The organism is Pseudomonas sp. GM102, from assembly GCF_000282555.1.
In the GTDB taxonomy this organism is placed as follows: Bacteria; Pseudomonadota; Gammaproteobacteria; order Pseudomonadales; family Pseudomonadaceae; genus Aquipseudomonas.
The window spans coordinates 1-25606 of the sequence record NZ_AKJB01000024.1 but is presented as its reverse complement, the minus strand read 5'-3'; the positions used below and the strand labels follow the sequence as shown (position 1 = coordinate 25606).

Sequence of the window (25606 nt, the reverse complement as noted above, 5' to 3'; positions counted from 1 at the left end):
GGGAATGATCGTTTTGTCATAAGAACGTAACCATAAAGATGCTATGGCCATAAGTAACACGATATTTGTCCCGTGTTCATTGACCAAAGCCCGGTATGATCGGCCCTGCGCGGGATGAGCGGGTTGAGGCCTTTAACGAGAATGACACCCGTTCACTTGGGGACTATTCGACGAAGGGTCGACTTATGACATTTTGTTGCATCAACTTTTTTATCTGCCCTGGCATCTAAGCTCTTTTAACCCGAGCAGTCAGGGTGGGACGGCACACCTTCGTGCCACGCGGGCGTTCTGTTAGAAAAACGCCTGATTGAAAACCGGATCGGCAATGCGTTGCCGGTTCACTTAGCTAAAGGCTCTGGAATTACCATGTCCGATCGTTTCGAACTCTTCCTCACTTGCCCCAAAGGCCTTGAAGGCCTGCTCATCGAGGAAGCCGTCGGGCTTGGCCTTGAGGAAGCACGTGAGCACACCTCGGCTGTGCGCGGCATGGCCACCATGGAAACCGCCTATCGCCTGTGCCTGTGGTCGCGTCTGGCGAACCGCGTGCTGCTGGTGCTCAAGCGCTTCCCGATGAAGGACGCCGAAGACCTCTACCACGGCGTGCTGGATATCGAGTGGCAAGACCACATGCTCAATGACGGCACCCTGGCCGTCGAATTCAGCGGTCACGGTTCGGGCATTGATAACACCCACTTCGGCGCCTTGAAGGTCAAGGATGCGATCGTCGATAAACTGCGCACCCCCCAAGGCGATCGTCCGTCCATCGACAAGCTCAACCCGGACCTGCGCATTCACCTGCGCCTGGACCGTGGCGAAGCGATTTTGTCCCTCGACCTGTCCGGTCACAGCTTGCACCAGCGTGGTTATCGCTTGCAGCAGGGCGCGGCGCCGCTGAAGGAAAACCTCGCGGCGGCGATTCTGATCCGTTCCGGCTGGCCACGGATTGCCGCCGATGGCGGCGCACTGGCTGACCCGATGTGCGGTGTCGGTACGTTCCTGGTCGAAGCCGCGATGATCGCCGCCGACATGGCGCCGAACCTGCGTCGTGAGCAGTGGGGCTTCACCGCCTGGCTTGGTCACGTGCCGGCGCTGTGGAAAAAGCTCCACGAAGAAGCCACCGAACGCGCCGCAGCTGGCCTGGCCAAGCCACCGCTGTGGATTCGCGGTTACGAAGCTGACCCGCGCCTGATTCAACCGGGCCGCAATAACGTCGAACGTGCCGGCCTGAGCGAGTGGATCAAGATCTACCAGGGCGAAGTCGCGACGTTCGAGCCGCGCCCGGACCAGAACCAGAAAGGCCTGGTGATCTGCAACCCTCCGTACGGCGAGCGTCTGGGCGATGAGGCGAGCCTGCTCTACCTCTACCAGAACCTCGGCGAACGTCTGCGTCAGGCGTGCTTGAACTGGGAAGCGGCGGTGTTCACCGGCGCCCCGGACCTGGGCAAGCGCATGGGCATCCGCAGCCACAAACAGTATTCGTTCTGGAACGGCGCCTTGCCGTGCAAATTGCTGCTGATCAAGGTCACGCCGGACCAGTTCGTCACCGGCGAGCGTCGTACTCCGGAACAGCGCCAGATCGAGCGCGAACAGGCCGAGTCCGACGCACCGTCGAACATCGAAGCGCCGAGCAAGTACGAGAAGTACAACAAGAACGGCAACCCGATCAAACCGGCACCGGTGGTGATCGAGCAACCGCGCTTGAGCGAAGGCGGGCAGATGTTTGCCAACCGTCTGCAAAAGAACCTCAAGGTGCTGGGCAAGTGGGTCAAGCGTGAAGGCATCGACTGCTACCGCGTCTACGATGCCGACATGCCGGAATATTCCATGGCCATCGACCTGTATCACGACTGGGTCCACGTTCAGGAATACGCCGCACCGAAATCCATCGATCCGGAAAAAGCCTCGGCACGGATGTTCGATGCCCTGGCGGCGATCCCGCAAGCGTTGAACATCGACAAGAACCGCGTGGTGGTCAAACGTCGCGAGCGTCAGAGTGGCACCAAGCAGTACGAACGCCAGAGCGCGCAGGGCAAGTTCAATGAGGTCAACGAAGGCGGCGTGAAGCTGCTGGTGAACCTCACCGACTACCTCGACACCGGGCTGTTCCTCGACCACCGGCCGATGCGCATGCGAATCCAGAAAGAGGCGGCCGGCAAGCGCTTCCTCAACCTGTATTGCTACACCGCGACCGCCAGCGTTCATGCAGCCAAGGGCGGTGCGCGCAGCACCACCAGCGTCGACCTGTCGAAAACCTATCTGGATTGGGCGCGTCGCAACCTGTCGCTGAACGGTTTTTCCGACAAGAACCGTCTGGAGCAGGGCGATGTGATGGTCTGGCTCGATGCCTGCCGTGATGAGTACGACCTGATCTTCATCGACCCGCCGACCTTCTCCAACTCCAAGCGCATGGAAGGGATCTTCGACGTGCAGCGTGATCAGGTGCAGTTGATCGACTTGGCGATGGCTCGTCTGGCGCCGGGCGGGGTGTTGTATTTCTCCAACAACTTCCGCAAGTTCCAGCTCGAGGAAAACCTCACCGAGCGTTATGCCGTTGAAGAAATCACCGCCCAGACCATCGATCCGGATTTCGCTCGTAATGGCAAGATCCATCGTGCCTGGAAGATCACTGCACGCTGACACTTGAGCCTGATTGGATCCAGAGCCTTGATTTTTAAAGGCTCTTGGGTTCTTTCAGTGCTGGTCAAATTAGTGGCTAATAGCTATAACTCAACAGTGGCCAAAGGGCTTTTCCGGCACCTGGCGTTCTGAGTTGCCTCTATGTCGTTGCACGCCGTGCGCCCCAAGATCCTGGGTTTTATCCGCGAAGATGTTTCGGCCTGGCTGGTCGCACTGTTGGCATTGCTCGTCGGCGGGATTCTCACGGGATTGCTGGCCTGGGCGACGTTCAATCAGTTTCATCAGCAATTGCGGCAACGTTTCCAGCTGCTCGCCAGTGAACGTTACAGCCGTATCGAAGAGCGTTTCGAAGATCAGGAGCAGCGCCTCGACGGCCTGCGCCGGTTCTTTGTCAATTCCGAGTCGGTGGCCCGCGAGGAATTCGACGGTTACGCCAAACCTCTTTTGCATCGCACCCAGGCCTATTCCTGGGCTCCCCGGGTTTCCCGCGCCGAACGACCCCTGCTTGAACGCGCGGTGCGTGAAGAAGGCTTGAGCGATTTCACCTTTCGCGAACTCAACACCGATGGTCAGTTGCAACCGGCCGGCGAGCGCGACGAGTACGTACCGGTGTTCTACATCCAAACCCAGAGCCGACTCCCCGCACCGCTGGGTTACGACCTGCTGGCTCAGCCCCTGCGCCGTTCCACGCTGGAGCGGGCCGATCGCAATGGCCGCATGGCCGTGTCGCAACCGTTGCATCTGGTAGGCGTCGAGCCCACCTATTCGCGGGGTGTCTTGCTGGTGGCGCCGGTCACTCGTCAGAACACTCCGAGTGCGGTGTCCGCTGGTTATGTCATGGCGGTGATCAGTATGCGTCAGCTGCTGGCGGACGGACTGCCGGAAGGGAATCATGACTCTCTTTCGGTGCGTATCCTCGATTTGTCCACCGCGGATCAGCGCGAAGTATTGTACGAGTCGACCAACACGGCAGGGGCCAGTGACTTGTCCTCCACGCGATTGTTGCGTCTGGCCGACCACGATTATCAAGTGGATATGCGCCCCAGCGCCGCGTTCCTGAAAACCAACCATTCCTCGGTGGCCAGTCTGGTGGTGCTCGGCGGTTTGCTCAGCCTGTTGCTCAGTGTGTTTCTCTATGTGTTGGTCAGCCAGCGCCAACGAGCGCTGAGAATGGTCGAACAACGGACCCAGGAGCTTCACGACCGTGAGCAGGAGTTACGCGGCACGCATGGCCAGTTGCGCGGTGTGCTGGATGCCGCGACTCAGGTGGCGATCATCGCCACCGACCTGCGCGGGATCATCAGCACCTTCAATGCCGGTGCAGAGCAAATGCTCGGTTACTCGAGTGCGCAGGCCGTGGGCCACATGACCCTGGAGAACCTGCACCTGCCCCGGGAACTCGAGGCGCGCTCGGCGGAGTTGAGCTTGCGCTATGGCAAGCCGATTCCGACGTGTCAGGCGATGTTGGTTGAAGGCGGGGAAGAGGGCGGTCACGAAGCGCGAGAGTGGACACTGGTCCGTCATGACGGCAGTCACTTGACGGTGAACATGCTGGCGGCCCCGGTTCTCGACGAGCAAGGTTTGTGGGTCGGTCACCTGGCGATCTGTATCGATATCACCGAACGCAAGCGCGTCCACGAGGCTCTGGCGGCACGGGACCTATTGTTGAAGAAACTCAGCGCCCATGTGCCCGGCGGAATTTACCAGTTCAAGATGGAATTCGATGGGCGCTTCAGCGTGATCTACGCCAGCGACGGTATGCGCGATATCTACGAACTCGAGCCGGAGGTACTGTTGCTCAACGCTGAAGCGGTGTTCGCACGGATTCATCCTCAGGACACACGCCGGGTCCGCGCTTCGATCCTGGCGTCGGCGGACACCCTCAGCCCCTGGCGTGAAGAGTACCGCGTGCAATTGCCCGAGCGTGGTCTGCGCTGGGTCCGGGGCGAAGCGACGCCGGAGGAACTGCCTGGTGGGGGTGTGCTGTGGCATGGCTACATTTCGGACATCTCCGACCTCAAGCGGGTGGAAGAGGAATTGCGCGCACTGTCGGTGACCGACTCCCTGACCGGAATCCATAACCGTCGCTATTTCCAGGAGCGCCTGACCACCGAAATGGCCCGGGTCGAGCGCGGCGGTGGCGAGTTATCGGTGATCATGCTCGACATCGATCACTTCAAACGCATCAACGATCAGCACGGTCATGCCGTGGGTGATCGGGTATTGCAGGCCGTGTGCGAGCGCATTGGCGGTCGCCTGCGGCGCACCGATGTGTTCTGTCGCCTGGGTGGCGAAGAGTTCATGGTGCTCTGTCCGGATATCGACGGCGAACAGGCTCATGTGCTGGCTGTGGAGTTGTGGCAAGGGTTGCGCAGTGCGCCGATCGACGAGGTCGGGATCGTCACCGCGAGTTTCGGGATTGCCAGTTGGCGGGCCGGAGAGGGCGCGGATGCGCTGCTGTTGCGGGCGGACTCAGGGGTGTATGCGGCGAAGCAGGCGGGAAGGGATCGGGTTGAGGGGCAGATGAGCTAGGACAGCATGCGGACCCTGTGGGAGCGAATTGTGGCGAGGGGGCTGTGTGATCGTTCCCACGCTGTGCGTGGGAATGCCTCAATGGACGCTCCGCGTCCGCTTTGGCAGTGACGCAGAGCGTCACCGGCTGCATTCCCACGCAGAGCGTGGGAACGATCGGATTGGGGGTTACAACACCGAAGCCGTTTCCGGCAGTTTCGGCTGTCGGTACAGATCCAGCAGCACCTGATCCAGCACCGAGGAGGCGCCAAACGGTGCCTTGTCGTTGAGGATCGCCACCACCGCCCAGGTATTGCCATTGATGTCGCGGCTGTAGCCGGAAATGGCGCGTACGGTGTTAAGGGTGCCGGTCTTGACGTGGGCTTCGCCGCGCATCGCGGTGGTCTTCAGGCGTTTGCGCATGGTGCCGTCGGTGCCGGCAATTGGCATCGAGCTGATGAACTCGGCGGAATACGGGCTGCGCCAGGCGGCTTGCAGCATCGCGGCCATTTCACGGGCACTCACGCGCTCGGCACGGGACAGGCCGGAGCCGTTCTCCATCACCAGGTGTGGCGCAGTGATGCCTTTTCTCGCCAGCCACTGACGCACCACGCGCTGGGCTGCCTTGGCATCATCACCGTCGGCGTCAGTGCGGAACTTCTGGCCCAGGCTCAGGAACAACTGCTGAGCCATAGTGTTATTACTGTATTTGTTGATGTCGCGAATGATCTCCGCCAGGTCTGGCGAGTAGGCCCGGGCCAGTACCTTGGCGTTGCTCGGCGTCGCTGCCAGACGATCCTGGCCCTGGATGCTGCCGCCCAGCTCCTTCCAGATCGCCCGCACGGCGCCAGCGGTGTAGGTTGCATGGTCGAGCAGCGACAGGTAGGTCTGGGAGCTGCAGCCTTCGCCCAACTGGCCGCCGACGGTCACGGTGACGCTGCCATCAGCCTGGGGCACCGGGTTGTAACGCACGCCACCGGTGCATTGCTTGGAGTTGAGCGCCTTGACCTGATTGTCGATGCGGATGCTGGCAATCGGCGGCTCGACCGACACCAGGACCTTGCCCGAGTCGTTGCGAGCCACGAAGCGCAGGGCCTTGAGGTTGACCAGCAGCGCGTCGGGCTTGACCAGGAACGGTTTGTTCTCGTCGTTGCCGTCGTCGTTGAATTCAGGCAGTTGCGGTTGCACGAAGAAGCCACGGTCCAGCACCAGGTCGCCGGTCACCTGGGTCACGCCGTTGGCGCGCAAGTCGCGCATCAGCAACCAGAGTTTTTCCATGTTCAGCTTCGGATCGCCGCCACCCTTGAGGTAGAGGTTGCCGTTGAGAATGCCACCGCTGAGGGTGCCGTCGGTGTAGAACTCGGTTTTCCACTGATGGTTCGGGCCGAGCATTTCCAGCGCGGCATACGTGGTCACCAGCTTCATGGTCGAGGCAGGGTTAACTGAAACATCAGCGTTATGAATGGTTGGGGTGCCGGGGCCGTTGAGCGGGATCATCACCAGCGACAGGGCACTGTCTTGCAACTTACTGGCCTTGAGGGCCTTTTCGACGTTGGGCGACAGGGCGGTGTTGATCGAAGCGGCGGAAACGGGAAGGGCCAGGGGCAGAAGAAGGCTGGCAAGCAGCAATGGACGCAAAGATTTGATCATTTGAAATAAAACCCTACAGCCGAGGGGAAAAAGACGAGGGCATGAAGATAAATTCCCTCAGCGGTCATGAAAGTGTCGGCATTATGCCCCAAGGTGTAACGGCTTGTGCCGTACTCCGGTCGTCTAATCCGCTATTTTTTTACCGGCGGTAGGTGTAGCGCCGTTCTGAGACGGGCAATCGGTGCCTTAAACTGCTAAAGTGCGGCCCGTTATTACTTATGAGGATTGTTCCAATGGCGACTAACCGTTCCCAGCGTCTGCGCAAAAAACTGTGCGTCGATGAATTTCAAGAGCTGGGTTTCGAACTGAACCTGGATTTCAAAGAAGATTTGGCTGATGAAGCCATTGATGCTTTCCTCGACGCGTTCCTGAAAGAAGCCATGGAAGCCAACGGTCTGGGCTATGTTGGCGGCGACGACTTCGGTCTGGTTTGCCTGCAGAAGCGTGGCTCGGTCTCCGAAGAGCAGCGTGCCGCTGTTGAAGCCTGGCTCAAAGGCCGCAGCGAACTGACCGAAGCAACTGTCAGCCCGCTGATCGACGTCTGGTACCCGGAAAAGCCGATCAATCCGGTAGCTTGATGTTCTAAAAAACGGCGACCCAAGGGTCGCCGTTTTTTTATGCCTGCTTTTTGTAGGCGCATGGCTTGGCCTGCGATGTCGATCTCGGGGATGCCTTCGCGGGCAAGCCTCGCTCCTACAAGGCTTCACGCTGAACCTGTAGGAGCGAGGCTTGCCCGCGAAGGCGCCCTCAGGCCTTGCGCCAGTTCAGAATCACCAGTGTCAATACCCCCGCGACAATCCCCCAGAACGCCGAACCGATGGAAAACAGCGTCAACCCCGACGCCGTCACCATAAAGGTAATCAGCGCTGCTTCCCGTTCCTGCACCTGCGCCATGGCAATGCTCAACCCATTGATGATCGAGCCGAACAGCGCCAGCGCGGCAATCGACAGCACCAGCTCTTTAGGTAATGCGGCAAACAACGCCGCCAGCGTCGCGCCGAACACCCCGGCAATCCCGTAGAAAATCCCGCACCAGACGGCGGCCGTGTAGCGCTTGTGGCGATCCTCATGGGCATGCGGCCCGGTGCAGATCGCCGCGCTGATGGCGGCCAGGTTGATCCCATGGGAGCCGAACGGCGCCAACAGCAACGAGGCAATGCCGGTGGTGGTGATCAGTGGCGAGGCTGGCACGTTGTAGCCGTCGGCGCGCAATACGGCGATGCCCGGCATGTTCTGCGAGGTCATCGCCACCACGAACAGCGGAATGCCGATGCTGATGGTCGCGGCCAGGGAGAAATGCGGCGTGGTCCAGACCGGTGTCGCGACTTCCAGATGAAAGCCACTGAAATCCAGCAACCCCATAAAACCCGATAGCGCAGTGCCAATCAACAGCGCGGCGAGCACGGCGTAGCGCGGCGACAAGCGTTTAACCACCAGATAGGTGAAGAACATCCCCAGGACCAGCGCAGTGCGGTGCTGGGCGGCGACGAAAATCTCGCTGCCGATCTTGAACAGAATCCCCGCCAGCAACGCCGCCGCCAATGAAGCCGGAATCTTTTTCACCAGCCGTTCGAAACTGCCGGTCAGGCCACAGATCGTCACCAGCACCGCGCAAGTGATGTAGGCGCCGATGGCCTCGCCGTAACTGACACCGCCAAGGCTGGTGATCAGCAACGCTGCGCCAGGGGTCGACCAGGCGATGGTGATCGGGGTGCGGTAGCGCAGGGACAAGCCGATCGAGCACACCGCCATGCCAATCGAGATCGCCCAGATCCACGACGAAATCTGCCCGCTCGTCAGGCCCGCCGCTTGCCCGGCCTGGAACATCAGCACCAGTGAACTGGTGTAACCGGTCATCATGGCGATGAACCCGGCGACGATGGCCGAGGGTGATGTGTCAGTCAGGGGGCGAAGCTGCGTGTGCGTGGCGTCGGTCATGACAGCGGTGTTCCTTGTGCGTACGAAAATATCCGAATCAACCCTGAACCCTGTAGGAGCGAGGCTTGCCCGCGAAGGCGTAGTGTCAGTCGACATCAATGCGCAATGACACGGCGCCTTCGCGGGCAAGCCTCGCTCCTACAGGGGATCGCGTTGAGCAGCGGATTCTGCGTTCAAGCCTAAACTGAAAAGTAACCGGTCGTTGCAATACAGCGAAGACGACAAACAGCCGTACAGTCGTGTTGCCACCTACCATTGTGTACAATCACGGTGTTTTTTACGCGATACTTGCCAGCGACCCACTGTGCCGTATTACAGTCACGGTCAATTCGCCGCAGTTCTCCCGACTCGAGTGCCCATGAACGAACAGTTGCAACCCCTCAAGAAACAACCGCGAGCAGGCAAAGCCGGCCGCAGCGGTACCCAGGACGATATTGTCTATGCGCATATCTTCGAGGCCATCCTCGAACAGCGTCTGGCGCCCGGCACCAAGTTGAGCGAAGAAGCGCTGGGGGAAATTTTCGGGGTCAGCCGCACCATCATTCGCCGAGCGCTGTCGCGTCTGGCCCATGAAGGCGTGGTGTTGCTGCGACCGAATCGCGGTGCTGTCGTTGCCAGCCCGAGTGTCGAAGAGGCCCGCCAGGTGTTTATGGCGCGGCGTCTGGTGGAGCGGGCGATCACTGAATTGGCGGTTCAGCATGCCACCGCCGAGGAAATTGCCGACTTGCGGCAGATGGTCAATGACGAGCGCGACAGTTTCTCCCGTGGCGATCGTGGTGCCGGAATCCGTCTGTCGGGCGAGTTTCACTTGAAGCTGGCCGAAGCGGCGAAAAACGCGCCGCTGATCAGCTTCCAGCGCAGCCTGGTGTCCCAGACTTCGTTGATCATCGCCCAGTACGAGAGCGGCAACCGTTCCCACTGTTCCTACGATGAACACACTCAGTTGATCAACGCTATCGAAGCACGGGACGCGACGCTGGCGGTGGACCTGATGATGCATCACATGGACCACATCGACAGCAAACTCAACCTCGACGAAGAAAGTGCGTCGGATGATTTGCATGCGGTGTTTTCGCATTTGTTGCAGACCAAGAAGCCTGGGCGCTCGACTGCCAAGCTCTGACTTCCTGACGCTGATCGTTCCCCCGCAACCAACGATTGCGGGGGATTTTTTATGCCCGGAATAGCTTAACGCTGATGCACCAGATTCCCCGCCGCATACGTCTGCAGAACAGTCCGGTCATCCCCCAGCGTCATCAAGACAAACAACGTCTCGGCAATGTTATTGGCCTGTTTCAGGCGATAGCCGAGCAGTGGCGTGGCGTTGTAGTCCAGCACCAGGAAGTCCGCGTCGGTGCCCGGTTGCAAGGTCCCGATCTTGTCTTCCAGGCGCAGGGCGCGGGCGCCGCCAAGGGTGGCCAGGTACAGCGACTTGAACGGGCTCAGTCGCGCGCCTTGCAGTTGCATGACTTTGTAGGCTTCGTTCAGGGTTTGCAGCAGCGAGAAACTGGTGCCGCCACCGACGTCGGTACCCAGACCAACATTGAGTTTGTGCTTCTCGGCCATCGGCAGATTGAACAGGCCGCTGCCGAGGAAGAAGTTCGAGGTCGGGCAAAACGCAATCGCCGAGCCGGTTTCGGCCAGTCGCGCACACTCGTCGTCGCACAGGTGCACGCCATGAGCGAACACCGAGCGCTCGCCGAGCAATTGGTAGTGATCGTAGACGTCCAGGTAGCCCTTGCGCTCCGGGAACAGCGCCTTGACCCACTCGACTTCCTTGAGGTTTTCGCTGATGTGGGTCTGCATGTACAGATCCGGATATTCGCTGAGCAATTGGCCGGCGAGGGTCAGTTGTTCCGGGGTGCTGGTCGGTGCAAAACGCGGAGTGACCGCGTAGTGCAAGCGACCCTTGCCGTGCCAGCGCTCGATCAGCGCCTTGCTTTCGACGTAGCTCGATTCGGCGGTGTCGGTCAGGTAGTCCGGCGCATTGCGGTCCATCATCACCTTGCCGGCAATCATTCGCAGGTCCAGCTGTTCGGCGGCCTCGAAAAACGAGTTCACCGACTGCGGATGCACGCTGCCGAACACCAGTGCAGTGGTGGTGCCATTGCGCAGCAGTTCCTTGATGAAAATGTCCGCGACTTCGTCCGCATGGTTCTTGTCGGCGAACTGGCTTTCGCACGGGAAGGTGTAGGTATTGAGCCAATCCAGCAGCTGTTCGCCATAGGCGCCGACCATGCCGGTTTGTGGCAAGTGAATGTGGGTATCGATGAAGCCCGGGGTGATCAAGGCGTCCTGATAATGCGTGATCTGGATATCGGCCGGCAGGGTCGGCAGCAATTCGCTGGCATGGCCGATGGCGCTGATGCGGCAGTTATCGACCACCAGCAGGCCGTCTTCGAAATATTCGTACGAGGCTTCGATACCCACTTCGGCAGGGTCGGCGATGCTGTGCAGAATGGCGGCGCGGTAGGCTTTGCGAGTCAGAGGCATGGGGGTTCTCATTTTTAGTTCGAAGCTTTTCAGTTCGAAGCTTGGCTACGGCGTGAAGCAGGCAGCAGTTTGGCGATCGATGATCCGGCGCTGGCAGTGTGCTGGCCGAAATTCGCGTTATAGGTGGCGATGATTTCGCCGGCGATGGAGATGGCGATTTCCACAGGCAACTTGCCTTTGACTTCGCCGATGCCCATCGGGCAGCGCATGCGTTGCAGCACGCTGCTGTCGAAACCGCGGTCACGCAGGCGGTGTTCGAACTTCACTCGTTTGGTCTTCGAACCGATCAAGCCGAAGTAGGCGAAGTCGTTGCGCTTGAGGATCGCGGCGGTGAGTTCGAGGTCGAGCTGGTGGTTGTGGGTCATGACGATGCAGTAACTGCCGCTGGGCAGGTCATCGATTTCATCCAGCGGTTCTTCGGTGACGATTTTGCGCACGCCATGGGGGATCTGATCGGGGAATTCAGCTTCCCGCGAGTCGATCCAGCGTACCCGGCAGGGCAGGCTGGCGAGCAGCGGCACCAGCGCCCGCCCGACGTGGCCGGCGCCGAACACTGCGATCTGCGCCTGGACCTGGCCCATCGGTTCGAACAGCAATACGGTCACGCCACCGCAGCACTGGCCCAGGCTGGCGCCGAGGCTGAAGCGCTCCAGATGGGTGTCCTGTCGGCCGCTGGCAAGCATCTCGCGGCCGATCTGCATGGCCTTGTACTCCAGATGCCCGCCACCGATGGTGTCGAATGTTTGCGTGGCGCTGATGACCATCTTCGAGCCGGCATTACGCGGCGTCGAGCCGAGCTCTTCGATGATGGTCACCAACACACAGGGTTCACCCCGGGTTTGCAGGTCGGCGAGGGCGTCGATCCAGTTGTACATATTCACCTCAACATCTTTGTTGTCTGTTCGGCCGTCATCGCTAGCAGGCTAGCTCCCACAGGGTTTGTGGTGTCCACACAATCTGGATTCAACGCAAATCCTGTGGGAGCCAGCCTGCTGGCGATTGGCCGCGCCGCGGTTTAGAGCGGAGCCAACTCGGCCTCGGCTTCGGCAGCCTTGGCCACCTTCAACTGCCGCATCTGCTCACAGCCCCACAACACCCGCTCCGGGGTCGCCGGTGCGTCGATTTTCGGTTGATGCTGGTAGTCGCCCAAACTGGCCACGGCGTCCTTGATCGCGCACCACGCGGCAATGCCGAGCATGAACGGCGGCTCACCCACGGCCTTGGAATGGAACACCGTGTCTTCCGGGTTCTTGCGGTTTTCCACCAGCTTCACCCGCAGGTCCAATGGCATGTCTGCCACCGCCGGGATCTTGTAGCTGGCCGGGCCGTTGGTCATCAGTTTGCCTTTGTTGTTCCACACCAGTTCTTCCATGGTCAGCCAGCCCATGCCCTGGATGAAACCGCCCTCGACCTGACCGATGTCGATCGCCGGGTTCAGCGAGTCGCCGACATCGTGAAGAATGTCGGTGCGCAGCATCTTGTACTCGCCAGTCAGGGTGTCGACGATCACCTCGGCGCAGGCTGCACCGAAGGCGTAGTAATAGAACGGCCGACCTCGCGCCTGGCTGCGGTCGTAGTAGATTTTCGGGGTCTTGTAGAAGCCGGTGCTCGACAGCGATACCTGGGCGAAATACGCCTGCTGGATCAGCGATTCAAACGTCAGAATGTGATCGCGAACCCGCACGTGACCGTTGTGGAATTCCACATCTTCTTCGCTGACCTTGTATTGCCGCGCGGCAAATTCCACCAAGCGTTTCTTGATGATTTCAGCCGCGTTTTGCGCCGCTTTACCATTGAGGTCGGCGCCGCTCGAAGCAGCGGTTGGCGAGGTGTTCGGGACCTTGTCGGTGTTGGTCGCGGTGATCTGCACGCGGTCCATTTCCACCTGGAACACTTCAGCCACGACTTGCGCAACCTTGGTGTTCAGACCCTGGCCCATCTCCGTGCCGCCGTGGTTCAAGTGGATGCTGCCGTCGGTGTAGATGTGGATCAGTGCACCGGCCTGGTTGAGGAAACTGGCGGTGAAGGAAATACCGAATTTCACTGGGGTCAGCGCCAGGCCTTTTTTCAGGATCGGGCTGTTGGCGTTGTAGCGACGGATTGCTTCGCGGCGCTCGGCGTACTGGCTGCTGGCTTCCAGTTCGGCGGTCATTTCCTCGAGCATATTGTGCTCGACGGTCTGGTAGTAATGGGTGATGTTGCGCTCGGTCTTGCCGTAGTAGTTGGCCTTGCGCACGGCCAGCGGATCGAGGCCCAAATGCCGGGCAATCGCGTCCATCACTTCTTCGATGGCGACCATGCCTTGCGGGCCGCCGAAACCACGGTAAGCGGTGTTCGACGCGGTGTTGGTTTTGCAGCGGTGACCGTTGATGGTCGCGTCGCCCAGGTAATAAGAGTTGTCGGCATGGAACATCGCGCGGTCGACAATCGATGCCGACAAATCCGGTGAGCAACCGCAGTTGCCGGCCAGTTCCAGCGCAATGCCATGCAAGCGACCGGTGCTGTCGAAGCCCACGTCGTACTCGACGTAGAACGGGTGACGCTTGCCGGTCATCAGCATGTCTTCTACACGCGGCAGGCGCATTTTGGTCGGCTGACCGGTCAGGTGCGCAATCACCGCGCACAGGCACGCCGGGCTTGCCGCTTGAGTTTCCTTGCCGCCGAAACCACCGCCCATGCGGCGCATGTCGACAACGATTTTGTTCATCGACACGTCCAGCACTTCCGCCACCAGTTTCTGTACTTCGGTGGGGTTCTGGGTCGAGCAGTAAACGATCATGCCGCCGTCTTCAGTCGGCATTACCGAAGAGATCTGGGTTTCCAGATAAAAGTGTTCCTGGCCGCCGATGTGCAGCGTGCCTTGAATGCGATGTTCGGCAGTAGAAAGCGCGGTGGCCGAATCGCCACGCTGGTGGGTGTGGCTGTCGAGCACGAAATGGCGTTTGCGCAGCGCTTCGACCACGTCCAGAACCGGTTCCAGATCTTCATATTCGATGATCGCGGCCATCGCTGCTTTGCGCGCGGTTTCCAGGTCTTTCGCTGCGACGGCGAGTACCGGTTGACCGACGAATTGCACGTCATCGATGGCCAGCAATGGATCGCCCGGCAACAGCGGGCCGATGTCTTTCAGGCCTGGCACATCTTCGTGGGTAATGGCGATGCGCACGCCTTCGAAGGCATAACAAGGCTTGGTGTCGATGCTGATGATTTTCGCGTGAGCACGGTCTGATAGCCGTGCGTAAACGTGCAGCTGATTGGGGAATTCCAGCCGATCGTCGATGTACTGCGCTTCGCCGGACACATGCTTGTCGGCGCTGTCGTGCTTGACGCTGCGGCCGACTCCGGTGGTCAGGTCCTTGGCGAACAATTCAGCCAGTTCGGCTTGGGTCTTCTCTACAGCGTGATGATTAGACATAAGCGGTCACCCGAGTCTCGATGTGCGGTGTTTGCAGTTCGATGAAGTATTTACGCAGCAGGTTCTGCGCGCTGAGCAGGCGGTATTCCTTGCTGGCGCGGAAGTCCGAGAGCGGCGTGAAGTCTTCGGCCAATGCAGCGCAGGCGCGTTCGAGGGTGGCATTGTTGAACGGTGCGCCAACCAGTGCGGCCTCACAGTTTTTTGCACGTTTTGGAATGGCCGCCATGCCGCCGAAGGCGACGCGGGCGTCGGCGATCACGCCGGTGTCGATGCGCAGGTTGAACGCTGCACAAACGGCGGAAATGTCATCGTCCAGACGCTTGGATACCTTGTAGGCGCGGAACAGTTGTTCAACGCTGGCGCGCGGCACGATGATCTTTTCGATGAACTCGCTTTCCTGACGCGCGGTCACCCGGTAATCGATGAAGTAATCTTCCAGCGCCATGGTGCGGCGGGTTTCGCCCTTGCACAGGACGATCTGCGCGCCGAGGGCGATCAGCAGCGGTGGTGAGTCGCCGATTGGCGAGGCGTTGCCGATGTTGCCGCCGAGGGTGCCCTGGTTGCGGATCTGCAAGGAAGCGAAGTGTTGCAGCAATTCGCCGAAGTCCGGGTACTCGGCCTTCAAGGCGTCGTAGCAGTCGGAGAGGGCGGTGGCGGCGCCGATTTCCAGGCGATCGTCGAAGCGTTCGATGCGTTTCATTTCAGCGACGTTGCCGACGTAGATCATCACCGGCAAGGTGCGGTGGAACTGAGTGACTTCCAGCGCCAGATCAGTGCCGCCGGCCAGCAAGCGAGCTTGTGGATAAGCGTCATAGAGGTCGGCCAGATCGGCCACGGTCAGCGGCACCAGGCAGCGTTTGTCGCCACTGTTGAGTTCGCCGATGTCGGTGGGGGCGATGGCTTTCAGGCGAGCGATGGTGTCCGCTTCGCGAGCATCGAATTGGTCGGGTTGTTTGCCGCAGCAAGATTGCTCGGCAGCGGCCAGGATCGGCCGATAACCGGTGCAGCGGCAGAGGTTGCCGGCTAGCGCTTCGTGGGCTTTATGGGCGTCGGGCTGGTCGCTGTTCTTTTGCAGCGCGAACAGCGACATGACGAAGCCTGGTGTGCAGAAACCGCATTGCGAACCGTGGCACTCGACCATGGCTTTTTGCACGCTGTGCAGTTCGCCCTGGTGCTTGAGGTCTTCGACGCTGATCAGTTGCTTGCCGTGCAAGGAGGAGACGAACGTCAGGCACGAATTGAGGCTGCGATAGCGAATGTGTTCGCGGCCATCGTCGTCCGTCTGCAACTCGCCGACTACCACGGTGCAGGCGCCACAGTCACCGCTGGCGCAGCCTTCTTTGGTGCCGGGTTTTCCCACATGGTCGCGCAGATAATTGAGCACGGTCAGGTTCGGGTCCAGGGCGTGCTCGCTACGGAGTTCCTGGTTTAGTAAAAACTGGATCACGGAAGGCCTCGCAAACTCATTATTGTTGTTAACCGACATGAGCCGAATTTATCAGGTCTGACTTTTCGGTCAATGATTTTCTGACTTAAAGGTCAGGAAATAGCATTTTGTCGATCAACGACTCGCTTCTTCATTATTGACCCTCTAGAGATAGCTTGCCTTTTGCTTGAATCGTGCCAAAAACCGCTGGGTGGGCACTCCGCCATGACCGATCAATTGCGCTACACTGCGCCGCTTGTGCAGATCGAAGAGTTTGAAGGACAACCATGACGTTCAAGGCGCCGGACAGCCTCGCCGAACAAATCGCTCACCACCTCGCCGAACGTATCATTCGCGGCGAAATGAAGCCGGGGGAGCGCATCCAGGAACAGAAGGTCACGCTGGCGCTCAATGTCAGCCGCGGTTCAGTCCGTGAGGCCTTGCTGATCCTCGAGCGCCGCCACTTGATCGCGATTTTGCCGCGACGTGGCGCCCATGTGACCGAACTCACGGCGCACAAGGTACAAAGCCTGTGCACGCTGATGAGCGAGTTGTACATTCTGCTCGGCAACGCCGTGGCCAGTGGCTGGCAAGTCCAGGCCGACATGGCGCCGTTCGTGGAGATCCAGCAGCGCCTGACCGCCAGCTACGAACGCCAGGACATCCGCACGTTCGTCGACGACAGCTTCAGTGTGATGCGCGCCGCCTATCCGTTCGCCAACAACCCGTACTTGCAGGAAACCGTCGAGAATCTGCAGCCGGCCATGAGCCGCGCGTATTTTCTCGCGCTGGATCAGCGCAAGGCCTCGATGAGCGAGTTCCTCGAGCTGTTCGAACGCTTGCTCGCTGCCGTACTGGCTCGTGACCTTCCTCAGATCCGCGTGGTGCTGACGGCGTATGCCCAGCGCAGTTGCGATCTGGTGATTTCTGCCCTGACGGTCGCTTAAGCGTGCGGCTCAAGTGCATCAAACTGGCGGGGTTCAAATCCTTCGTCGACCCGACCACGGTAAACTTCCCCAGTAACATGGCGGCCGTGGTCGGCCCCAATGGCTGCGGCAAGTCGAACATCATCGACGCCGTGCGCTGGGTGATGGGCGAGAGCTCGGCCAAGAACTTGCGCGGCGAGTCGATGACCGACGTCATCTTCAACGGCTCGACCAGCCGTAAACCGGTGAGCCAGGCCAGCATTGAGCTGGTGTTCGATAACTCCGACGGCACCCTGCTCGGCGAATGGGCGGCCTATGCGGAAATTTCCATTCGCCGCAAAGTGACCCGCGACAGCCAGACGACCTACTACCTCAACGGCACCAAATGCCGTCGCCGCGATATCACCGACATCTTCCTCGGCACCGGTCTTGGCCCGCGCAGCTATTCGATTATCGAGCAGGGGATGATCTCCAAGCTGATCGAGTCCAAGCCCGAAGACCTGCGCAATTTCATCGAAGAAGCCGCCGGTATTTCCAAGTACAAGGAACGTCGGCGCGAGACCGAAAACCGCATCCGCCGCACCCACGAAAACCTTGCCCGCCTGACCGACCTGCGCGAAGAGCTCGAGCGTCAGCTTGAGCGCTTGCACCGCCAGGCCGAGGCCGCCAAGAAGTATCAGGAATACAAAGGCGAAGAGCGCCAGCTCAAGGCCCAGCTGTCGGCCCTGCGCTGGCAGGCGTTGAACGAACAGGTCGGCCAGCGCGAGTCGATCATTGGCACCCAGGAAATCACCTTCGAAGCCCTGGTGGCTGAGCAACGCAATGCCGACGCGGCCATCGAGCGCCTGCGTGACGGTCATCACGATCTGTCCGAACGCTTCAATCTGGTGCAGGGGCGTTTTTATTCGGTCGGTGGTGACATCGCCCGGGTCGAGCAGAGCATTCAGCACGGTCAACAGCGCTTGCGTCAGTTGCAGGACGACCTGAAAGAAGCCGAGCGCGCGCGGCTGGAAACCGAGTCTCACCTGGGCCACGACCGCACCTTGCTGCTGACCTTGGGCGAAGAGCTGGACATGCTCACGCCGGAGCAGGAAGTCACTAGTGCCGCCGCCGAAGAAGCCGCCGCCGCGCTCGAAGAATCCGAAACCAGCATGCACGGTTGGCAGGAGCAGTGGGACACTTTCAACCTCACCGCCGCCGAGCCACGCCGTCAGTCTGAAGTTCAGCAGTCGCGGATCCAGCAGCTGGAAACCAGCATGGAACGTTTGGCCGATCGCCAGAAACGTCTTGGCGAAGAACGTGCGTTGTTGTCAGCGGATCCTGAAGACGCGGCGATCATGGAACTCAGCGAGCAGTTGGCTGCGTCCGAGGCCACGCTCGAAGACTTGCAGGCCAGTGAAGAAGCGCAAGTCGAACGCCTTGAGCAACTGCGTCAGGAGTTGCAGCAAGCGCTTTCGGCGCAGCAGCAAGCCCAAGGTGATTTGCAGCGGCTCAACGGGCGATTGGCGTCGCTGGAAGCCTTGCAGCAAGCCGCGCTCGATCCGGGCACCGGCACCGCCGAATGGCTGCGCGAACAGCATCTGGCGGATCGCCCGCGTCTGGCCGAAGGCCTGAAGGTCGAGGCCGGTTGGGAGCTGGCGGTGGAAACCGTGCTCGGCGCCGACCTGCAAGCGGTGCTGGTGGATGACTTCGGTGACTTCGATCTGGCCGGGTTTGCCCAAGGCGATTTGCGCCTGCTCAGCCCGGCCACCGATGGCGTGCGCATGCCCGGCAGTTTGCTCGACAAGGTCGAGGCGCAGATTGATTTGTCGCCATGGCTGGGGCAGGTCAAACCGGTCGACAGCCTTGAGCAGGCCTTGGCCTTGCGCGGGCAATTGGCGACCGGGCAAAGCCTGATCAGCCGCGACGGTTACTGGGTCGGCCGACACTTTTTACGTGTGCGCCGGGCCAGCGAAGCGGAAAGCGGCGTACTTGCCCGTGGCCAGGAAATCCAGCGTTTGGGCCTTGAACGCGAAGAGCGCGAAGCCACGGTCGAAACCCTGGAAACCCAACTTCAGAATCTCAGGGCGCAACAGCGTCAGCAGGAAAACGGCCGCGAACATTTGCGCCGTTTGCTGCAAGACGAAGCCCGTCAGCAAGGCGAATTGAAAGCCCAGCTGTCCGCCGGCAAAGCCAAGGTCGAGCAGTTGACGTTACGCCGTACCCGTCTCGATGAAGAACTCACCGAGTTGAGTGAACAGCGCACCCTGGAACACGAAAACATCGGCGAAGCGCGCCTGCAATTGCAGGAAGCCCTCGACAGCATGGCGCTGGACACCGAGCAGCGTGAGTTGCTGTTGGCCCAGCGCGACAGCCTGCGCGAACGCCTCGACCGGGTGCGTCAGGAAGCCCGACAGCATAAGGATCATGCGCATCAATTGGCGGTGCGCCTCGGTTCGCTGAAGGCGCAACACGACTCCACTCGTCAGGCCCTTGAGCGGCTGGAAATGCAGTCCGAGCGCCTGACCGAGAAGCGCGAACAGCTCAGCCTCAATCTGGAAGAGGGCGAGGCGCCGCTGGAAGAGCTGCGTCTGAAGCTTGAAGAGCTGCTCGACAAGCGCATGACGGTTGACGAAGAACTCAAGACCGCGCAAATGGCCATGGAAGATGCCGACCGCGAACTGCGTGACGCCGAAAAACGCCGTAATCAGGCCGAGCAGCAATCGCAATTGATCCGTGGTCAACTCGAACACCAGCGCATGGAATGGCAAGCCCTGACCGTGCGTCGCAAGACCCTTGAAGATCAGTTGCTGGAAGACGGCTACGACCTTCACGGCGTCCTCGCCACGCTGGTAGCCGAAGCCAGCGAGAAAGACGCCGAAGAAGAACTCGAGCGCATTGCCGCGCGGATTCAGCGCCTCGGGGCGATCAACCTCGCAGCCATCGACGAATACCAGCAACAATCCGAGCGTAAGCGTTATCTGGATGCTCAGAACGACGATTTGGTGGAAGCGCTGGACACGCTTGAGAACGTCATTCGCAAGATCGACAAGGAAACCCGAAACCGCTTCAAAGATACCTTTGATCAGATCAATGGCGGTTTACAGGCCCTTTTCCCAAAAGTTTTCGGTGGAGGGCGCGCGTATTTGGAACTGACGGGCGAAGATCTACTCGATACAGGGGTAACGATCATGGCGCAGCCGCCAGGAAAGAAGAACAGCACCATCCATTTGCTCTCCGGTGGCGAAAAAGCCCTGACCGCATTGGCCCTGGTATTTGCCATCTTCAAGTTGAATCCTGCGCCGTTCTGCATGCTCGATGAGGTTGACGCGCCATTGGATGACGCTAACGTTGGACGCTACGCACGGCTGGTCAAAGAGATGTCGCAGACGGTGCAGTTCATCTACATCACCCACAACAAGATCGCCATGGAAATGGCTGATCAATTGATGGGGGTGACGATGCACGAACCCGGTTGCTCGCGTCTGGTGGCAGTGGATGTGGAGGAGGCGATGGCCATGGTGGATGCCTGAATCATCGCTTGTGGGGCAAGTATTTTTGAGCTGTAGGGCTTTTTACCTGCCTTGACTTGCTGGCCAATCGACATAATTCGCGCAAGCCACTGTGACAGACGGTGTAAAGTTGCCTTTGGTCGTGCTAGTTTAATGTCAATTTTTCGTATACGTGGGTAAAACGCCTGTCAGAACATAGAGTTGGCGCCACGTTTTAAAGCGGTTTGCACAGTGTAAACCCCTTATTTTTCAGCATTTTTTATAGAGGCACGGGATTACATGGAAATCGGTCTGCGCGAGTGGCTGATCGTCATCGGCATTATTGTCATTGCCGGTATTCTTTTCGATGGCTGGCGTCGCATGCGCGGCGGCAAGGGAAAACTGAAATTCCGTCTTGACCGAAGTTTGTCCAATCTGCCGGACGAGGACACCAGCGCCGAGCTGTTGGGCCCGCCCCGCGTGCTGGATAACCATAAAGAACCGCAACTGGACGAGCACGATCTGCCGTCGGTGAGCATGCCTGCCCGTGAACCTCGCGAGTCGGGTTCCAAGCGCGGCAAGCGTGGCCATGGTGAACCATCGCAAGGCGACATGAACCTCAGTCTGGATCTGGACGGCGGCCCGAGCTTCAGCAGCCGTGACGACGATTTCCCGGATGACACCAAGCCCGCCAGCTCGGCCGAGAAAGATCAGCCGCAAGCCGAAGAAGTGCTGGTGATCAGCGTAATCTGCCGCGACCCGGCCGGCTTCAAGGGCCCGGCGCTGTTGCAGAACATTCTGGAAAGCGGTCTGCGTTTCGGCGAGATGGACATTTTCCACCGCCACGAAAGCATGGCCGGTAACGGCGAAGTCCTGTTCTCCATGGCCAATGCGGTCAAGCCGGGCGTCTTCGATCTGGATGACATCGATCATTTCAGCACCCCGGCGGTGAGCTTCTTCCTTGGTCTGCCAGGCCCGCGTCATCCCAAGCAAGCCTTCGATGTGATGGTGGCTGCGGCACGCAAACTGTCCCAGGAGCTGAACGGCGAACTGAAGGACGACCAGCGCAGCGTGTTGACCGCCCAAACAATCGAGCATTACCGTCAGCGCATCGTCGAGTTCGAGCGTCGCGCTTTGACCCAGAAGCGCTGATCTTGTAGGAGCCAGGCTTGCCGGCGAAGGCGATCTCATGTACGCCTTCGCCGGCAAGCCTGGCTCCTACAATGATTTGTACAGCATCAACAGATTGAGCAGCCTCGGCTGCTCTTTTGCTTTATGAGAGAACACCCATGACCGCCGCCAAAAACCGCATTCTAGAGCTGCGCGCCGAGCTCGATCAGCACAACTATCGCTACCACGTGCTGGACGAACCGAGCATTCCGGACGCCGAATACGATCGCTTGTTCCACGAGCTCAAGGCCCTCGAAGCAGCCCATCCCGAACTGATCACCAGCGACTCGCCGACCCAGCGTGTCGGCAGTGCGGCGCTGTCGGCGTTCACTCAGGTGCGCCATGAAGTGCCAATGCTCAGCCTGGGCAACGCCTTCGAAGAAACCGACATGCGCGAATTCGATCGCCGGGTGACGGAAGGGCTGGACCTGCCGGTCGGCGACTTGTTCGGCGCTGGCGCTGCGGTGGAGTACAGCTGCGAACCCAAGCTCGATGGCCTGGCGGTCAGTCTGCTCTATCTGGATGGTGTACTGGTGCGCGGCGCCACCCGCGGCGATGGCACCACCGGTGAAGACATCAGCGTCAACGTGCGCACCGTGCGCAATATTCCGCTCAAGCTGCATGGCACCGGCTGGCCGGCGACCCTGGAAGTGCGGGGTGAAGTCTTCATGTCCAAGGCCGGTTTCGAACGGCTCAACGCCACGCAACTGGAAGTCGGCGGCAAGACCTTCGCCAACCCGCGTAACGCGGCGGCGGGCAGCTTGCGGCAGCTGGATTCGAAGATCACCGCCAACCGTCCGCTGGAGTTCTGCTGCTACGGCATCGGCCAGATTTCGGCCGATATCGCCAACACGCACATTGGCAATCTGCAGCAACTCAAAGCCTGGGGTATGCCGATCAGTCATGAGCTGAAGCTGGCCAATGGCATCGCTGAATGCCTGGATTACTACCGCGACATCGGCGAGCGCCGTAATGCGCTGCCGTATGAAATCGACGGCGTGGTGTTCAAGGTCAACAGCATTGCGTCCCAGCGTGAACTGGGTTTCCGCGCTCGCGAGCCGCGTTGGGCAATCGCCCATAAATTCCCGGCCATGGAAGAGCTCACCGAGCTGCTCGATGTGGAGTTCCAAGTGGGGCGCACCGGTGCCGTGACGCCGGTGGCGCGCTTGAAACCGGTCAAGGTGGCTGGCGTCACCGTGGCCAATGCGACCTTGCACAACATGGATGAGGTTGCGCGGCTGGGCCTGATGATCGGTGACACGGTGATCATTCGCCGCGCCGGTGATGTGATTCCGCAAGTGGTGCAAGTGGTTGCCGAGCGTCGTCCGGAGAATGCCCGGCCGGTGCAGATTCCCGAGCAGTGCCCAGTCTGCGGTTCTCATGTCGAGCGCACGCAACTGGTCAAGCGCAGCAAGGGCCGCGAGACCATCAGCGAAGGCGCGGTGTATCGCTGTGTCGGCCGTCTGGCCTGCGGTGCGCAACTCAAGCAAGCGATCATCCACTTTGTCTCGCGCCGCGCCATGGACATCGAAGGTCTGGGCGAGAAGAGCGTCGAGCAATTGGTGGACGAAGGCCTGGTGAGTTCGCCGGCCGATCTCTATGCCCTGACGTTCGAGCAGATCGTCGACCTGGAAGGCTTTGCCGAACTGTCGAGCAAGAACCTGCTTGGCGCCATTGAAGACAGCAAGCGGCCGAGTCTGGCGCGGTTCATCTACGCCTTGGGCATTCCCGATGTCGGCGAAGAAACGGCGAAGGTGCTTGCGCGTTCTCTCGGCTCGCTGGAGCGGGTTCAGCAGGCGTTGCCGCAAGTGCTCACGTACTTGCCGGATGTCGGGCTGGAAGTGGCTCACGAGATTTACAGCTTCTTTGAAGATGCGCACAACCGGCAGGTGATCGCGGATCTGCTCAAGCACGGTATGCAGATTCAGGATCAGGGCGAGTTGGGCGCCGAATTTTCCGCCAGTACGACACTGGGCGGCTTCCTCGACAAGTTGCACATTCCGTCGGTCGGGCCGGGCGGGGCGCAGAAGCTTGCGGACAAGTTCGGCTCACTCGAAGCGGTGATGAGTGCTGATTGGCTGGACATGCGCCAGGCACTGCCGGAGAAACAGGCGACTTCGGTTCGCGAGTTCTTTGCGGGCACGGAAAATCGTCAACTCGCCGAGGCGGCCGAAAAGCAGCTGCGCGATTTCGGTATGCATTGGCAGAGCGAGAAAAAAGTCGTCGAAGGGTTGCCGCTGGCCGGGCAGACCTGGGTGCTGACCGGTTCGCTGGAACTGATGAGTCGCGATGTCGCCAAGGACAAACTTGAAAGCCTCGGTGCCAAGGTGGCCGGTTCCGTGTCGGCCAAGACCCATTGTGTGGTCGCCGGACCGGGTGCGGGCTCGAAGTTGGCCAAGGCCAATGAGCTGGGGTTGAAGGTGTTGGATGAAGAGGCGTTTGTGGCTCGTCTGAAGGAATACAACATCTCGATCTGACGCTAAACCTGTGGCGAGGGGGCTTGCCCCCGTTGGGCTGCGTAGCGGCCCTAAAACAAGCAACCGCGATCTGTCAGACATACCGCGCAAGCAGGTTTTGCGACGGCTTCGCCGCCGAACGGGGGCAAGCCCCCTCGCCACAAAGAACGTGGAACGATCATGTTGGAGGAATGATCTAGTCTTCGCAGGCCCCAGGGAGAGATCGCCATGTACCGCTTCTTCGAACAGCTCAGTTCACGCATCGCTGCGCCCTTCATGGGTGAGCGTGTGCGCAACAGCAAGGTCTGGCATTGCCATTGTGGGCAGTCGCTGTTCTTTCGCAACAGTCAGTGCCTGGCCTGCTCGGCGGCGCTGGGCTATCAGCCGCAGCAGAGTCGTTTGTCATCGCTGCAACCCGGCCCGCAAGCGGATACCTGGTTGCTCGACGCCGATCCCGATGCGGGTGTGTTCCGCCGCTGCGCCAATCTCGATTCTCCGGCCGCATGCAACTGGCTGCTGCCGGCCAATGATCACGATGCCTTGTGCATTGCCTGTAGCCTGAATCGCACCATCCCCGACCTGTCGATCCCCGAGAACCACGAACGCTGGCGCAAAGTGGAAATCGCCAAGCGTCGTCTGGTGGCGCAGCTGATCAGCCTGGGCTTGTCAGTCATTCCAAAATCCATGGACGAAGACATCGGTCTGGCCTTCGACTTCATCGGTATCGACCTCGAAGGCAAGCCGCCGACCACCGGGCATGCCAACGGTCTGATCACCCTCGATATCAAGGAAGCCGACGACGCCCATCGTGAGCAGGTTCGCGTGCAGATGCACGAACCTTATCGCACGCTGCTCGGGCACTTTCGTCACGAGGTCGGGCATTACTACTGGGATCGCCTGGTCGCCAACAGTCATTGGCTGGAGCCGTTCCGCGGTCTGTTCGGTGACGAGCAAGCAAGCTATGCCGAGGCCCTTGAGCGGCATTATCAGCAAGGCGCGCCGCTCGACTGGCAGCAACATTACGTCAGTGCCTACGCGACCATGCACCCTTGGGAGGACTGGGCGGAAACCTGGGCTCACTATCTGCACATGATGGATGCAGTGGACACTGCCTTGGGATTTGGCATGAGTGCGCAGGAAATGGATTTCGATTACCAACCGTTTCCGCCGAGCACGCTATTCGACCCGCAGCACCCTGGCGGCCCGGCATTCCTGTCGTTCGTCAACGCATGGATCGAACTGGCCGGCATGCTCAACGAACTGTCACGCAGCATGGGCCAGCCGGATTTCTATCCGTTCGTCCTGCCGACGGCGGTGATTGCCAAGCTGCACTTCATTCACTTGGTGATCCAGCAAGAGGGCGGCAGGGCGGATGAGGTGTTGGCGCAATAGGATCAAAAGATCGCAGCCTTGTAGCAGCTGGCGCAGGCTGCGTTCGGCTGCGCAGCAGTCGTAAACCCGGTGTTCGCGGCTTATCTGAAAACCGGGTTGCCTGATTTCACGACTGCTGCGCA

Annotated in this window: 15 protein-coding genes; 9 read left to right on the top strand and 6 right to left on the bottom strand. The window is 60.0% G+C overall.

What is annotated here, in order from left to right:
* Nucleotides 1-366: 366 nt before the first annotated feature.
* On the top strand, nt 367-2637 hold the full coding sequence (rlmKL, locus tag PMI18_RS22945) for a bifunctional 23S rRNA (guanine(2069)-N(7))-methyltransferase RlmK/23S rRNA (guanine(2445)-N(2))-methyltransferase RlmL (RefSeq protein ID WP_007896969.1): 2271 nt from the start codon (nt 367-369) through the stop codon (nt 2635-2637).
* 141 nt (nt 2638-2778) lie between these two features.
* On the top strand, nt 2779-5169 hold the full coding sequence (locus PMI18_RS22950; protein WP_007896968.1) for a sensor domain-containing diguanylate cyclase: 2391 nt from the start codon (nt 2779-2781) through the stop codon (nt 5167-5169).
* Nucleotides 5170-5337: 168 nt separating this feature from the next.
* Here PMI18_RS22950 and dacB read toward each other — a convergent pair whose 3' ends face one another.
* Nucleotides 5338-6798, bottom strand: coding sequence for a D-alanyl-D-alanine carboxypeptidase/D-alanyl-D-alanine endopeptidase (gene dacB / locus PMI18_RS22955; RefSeq protein WP_007896967.1), 1461 nt, complete (start codon nt 6796-6798; stop codon nt 5338-5340).
* Nucleotides 6799-7031: 233 nt separating this feature from the next.
* Here dacB and PMI18_RS22960 point away from each other — a divergent pair, with 233 nt between their 5' ends.
* Nucleotides 7032-7376, top strand: a complete 345-nt coding sequence (locus tag PMI18_RS22960) for a YggL family protein (protein WP_007896965.1) — start codon at nt 7032-7034, stop codon at nt 7374-7376.
* A gap of 169 nt (nt 7377-7545) precedes the next feature.
* Here PMI18_RS22960 and PMI18_RS22965 read toward each other — a convergent pair whose 3' ends face one another.
* Nucleotides 7546-8736 (bottom strand): benzoate/H(+) symporter BenE family transporter, encoded by a 1191-nt coding sequence (locus PMI18_RS22965; protein WP_007896962.1) that lies wholly within the window; start codon nt 8734-8736, stop codon nt 7546-7548.
* Between the two features lie 358 nt (nt 8737-9094).
* Between PMI18_RS22965 and PMI18_RS22970 the strand changes: the two genes are divergently transcribed.
* Entirely contained in the window at nt 9095-9859 is a 765-nt protein-coding gene (locus PMI18_RS22970; RefSeq protein ID WP_007896961.1) for a GntR family transcriptional regulator, read from the top strand.
* Nucleotides 9860-9924: 65 nt separating this feature from the next.
* On the opposite strand, the gene guaD is transcribed toward PMI18_RS22970, so the two are convergent.
* The 4 genes from guaD to xdhA form a co-directional block, all read right to left on the bottom strand.
* Nucleotides 9925-11229: a guanine deaminase gene (gene guaD / locus PMI18_RS22975; protein ID WP_007896960.1), complete on the bottom strand. Its 1305-nt coding sequence runs from the start codon at nt 11227-11229 to the stop codon at nt 9925-9927.
* 29 nt (nt 11230-11258) lie between these two features.
* On the bottom strand, nt 11259-12104 hold the full coding sequence (gene xdhC / locus PMI18_RS22980; protein ID WP_007896959.1) for a xanthine dehydrogenase accessory protein XdhC: 846 nt from the start codon (nt 12102-12104) through the stop codon (nt 11259-11261).
* A 140-nt stretch (nt 12105-12244) separates the two neighbouring features.
* A complete protein-coding gene (gene xdhB / locus PMI18_RS22985) occupies nt 12245-14644 on the bottom strand; it encodes a xanthine dehydrogenase molybdopterin binding subunit (protein WP_007896957.1) in 2400 nt (799 codons plus the stop codon).
* Nucleotides 14637-16091 (bottom strand): xanthine dehydrogenase small subunit, encoded by a 1455-nt coding sequence (gene xdhA / locus PMI18_RS22990; RefSeq protein ID WP_007896955.1) that lies wholly within the window; start codon nt 16089-16091, stop codon nt 14637-14639. The genes xdhB and xdhA overlap by 8 nt, the downstream gene beginning before the upstream one ends.
* Nucleotides 16092-16357: 266 nt before the next feature.
* Between xdhA and PMI18_RS22995 the strand changes: the two genes are divergently transcribed.
* The 5 genes from PMI18_RS22995 (at nt 16358) to PMI18_RS23015 (ending at nt 25484) form a co-directional block, all read left to right on the top strand.
* Nucleotides 16358-17017 (top strand): GntR family transcriptional regulator, encoded by a 660-nt coding sequence (locus tag PMI18_RS22995; RefSeq protein ID WP_007896952.1) that lies wholly within the window; start codon nt 16358-16360, stop codon nt 17015-17017.
* Nucleotides 17018-17019: 2 nt separating this feature from the next.
* On the top strand, nt 17020-20508 hold the full coding sequence (gene smc, locus PMI18_RS23000; protein WP_007896951.1) for a chromosome segregation protein SMC: 3489 nt from the start codon (nt 17020-17022) through the stop codon (nt 20506-20508).
* 258 nt (nt 20509-20766) lie between these two features.
* Entirely contained in the window at nt 20767-21618 is an 852-nt protein-coding gene (gene zipA / locus PMI18_RS23005) for a cell division protein ZipA (RefSeq protein ID WP_007896950.1), read from the top strand.
* A 137-nt stretch (nt 21619-21755) separates the two neighbouring features.
* A complete protein-coding gene (gene ligA / locus PMI18_RS23010; RefSeq protein WP_007896948.1) occupies nt 21756-24113 on the top strand; it encodes an NAD-dependent DNA ligase LigA in 2358 nt (785 codons plus the stop codon).
* Nucleotides 24114-24320: 207 nt separating this feature from the next.
* The gene (locus PMI18_RS23015) at nt 24321-25484 is read left to right on the top strand and encodes a zinc-binding metallopeptidase family protein (RefSeq protein WP_007896946.1); all 1164 of its coding nucleotides are present in this window, start codon (nt 24321-24323) and stop codon (nt 25482-25484) included.
* Nucleotides 25485-25606: the final 122 nt, after the last annotated feature.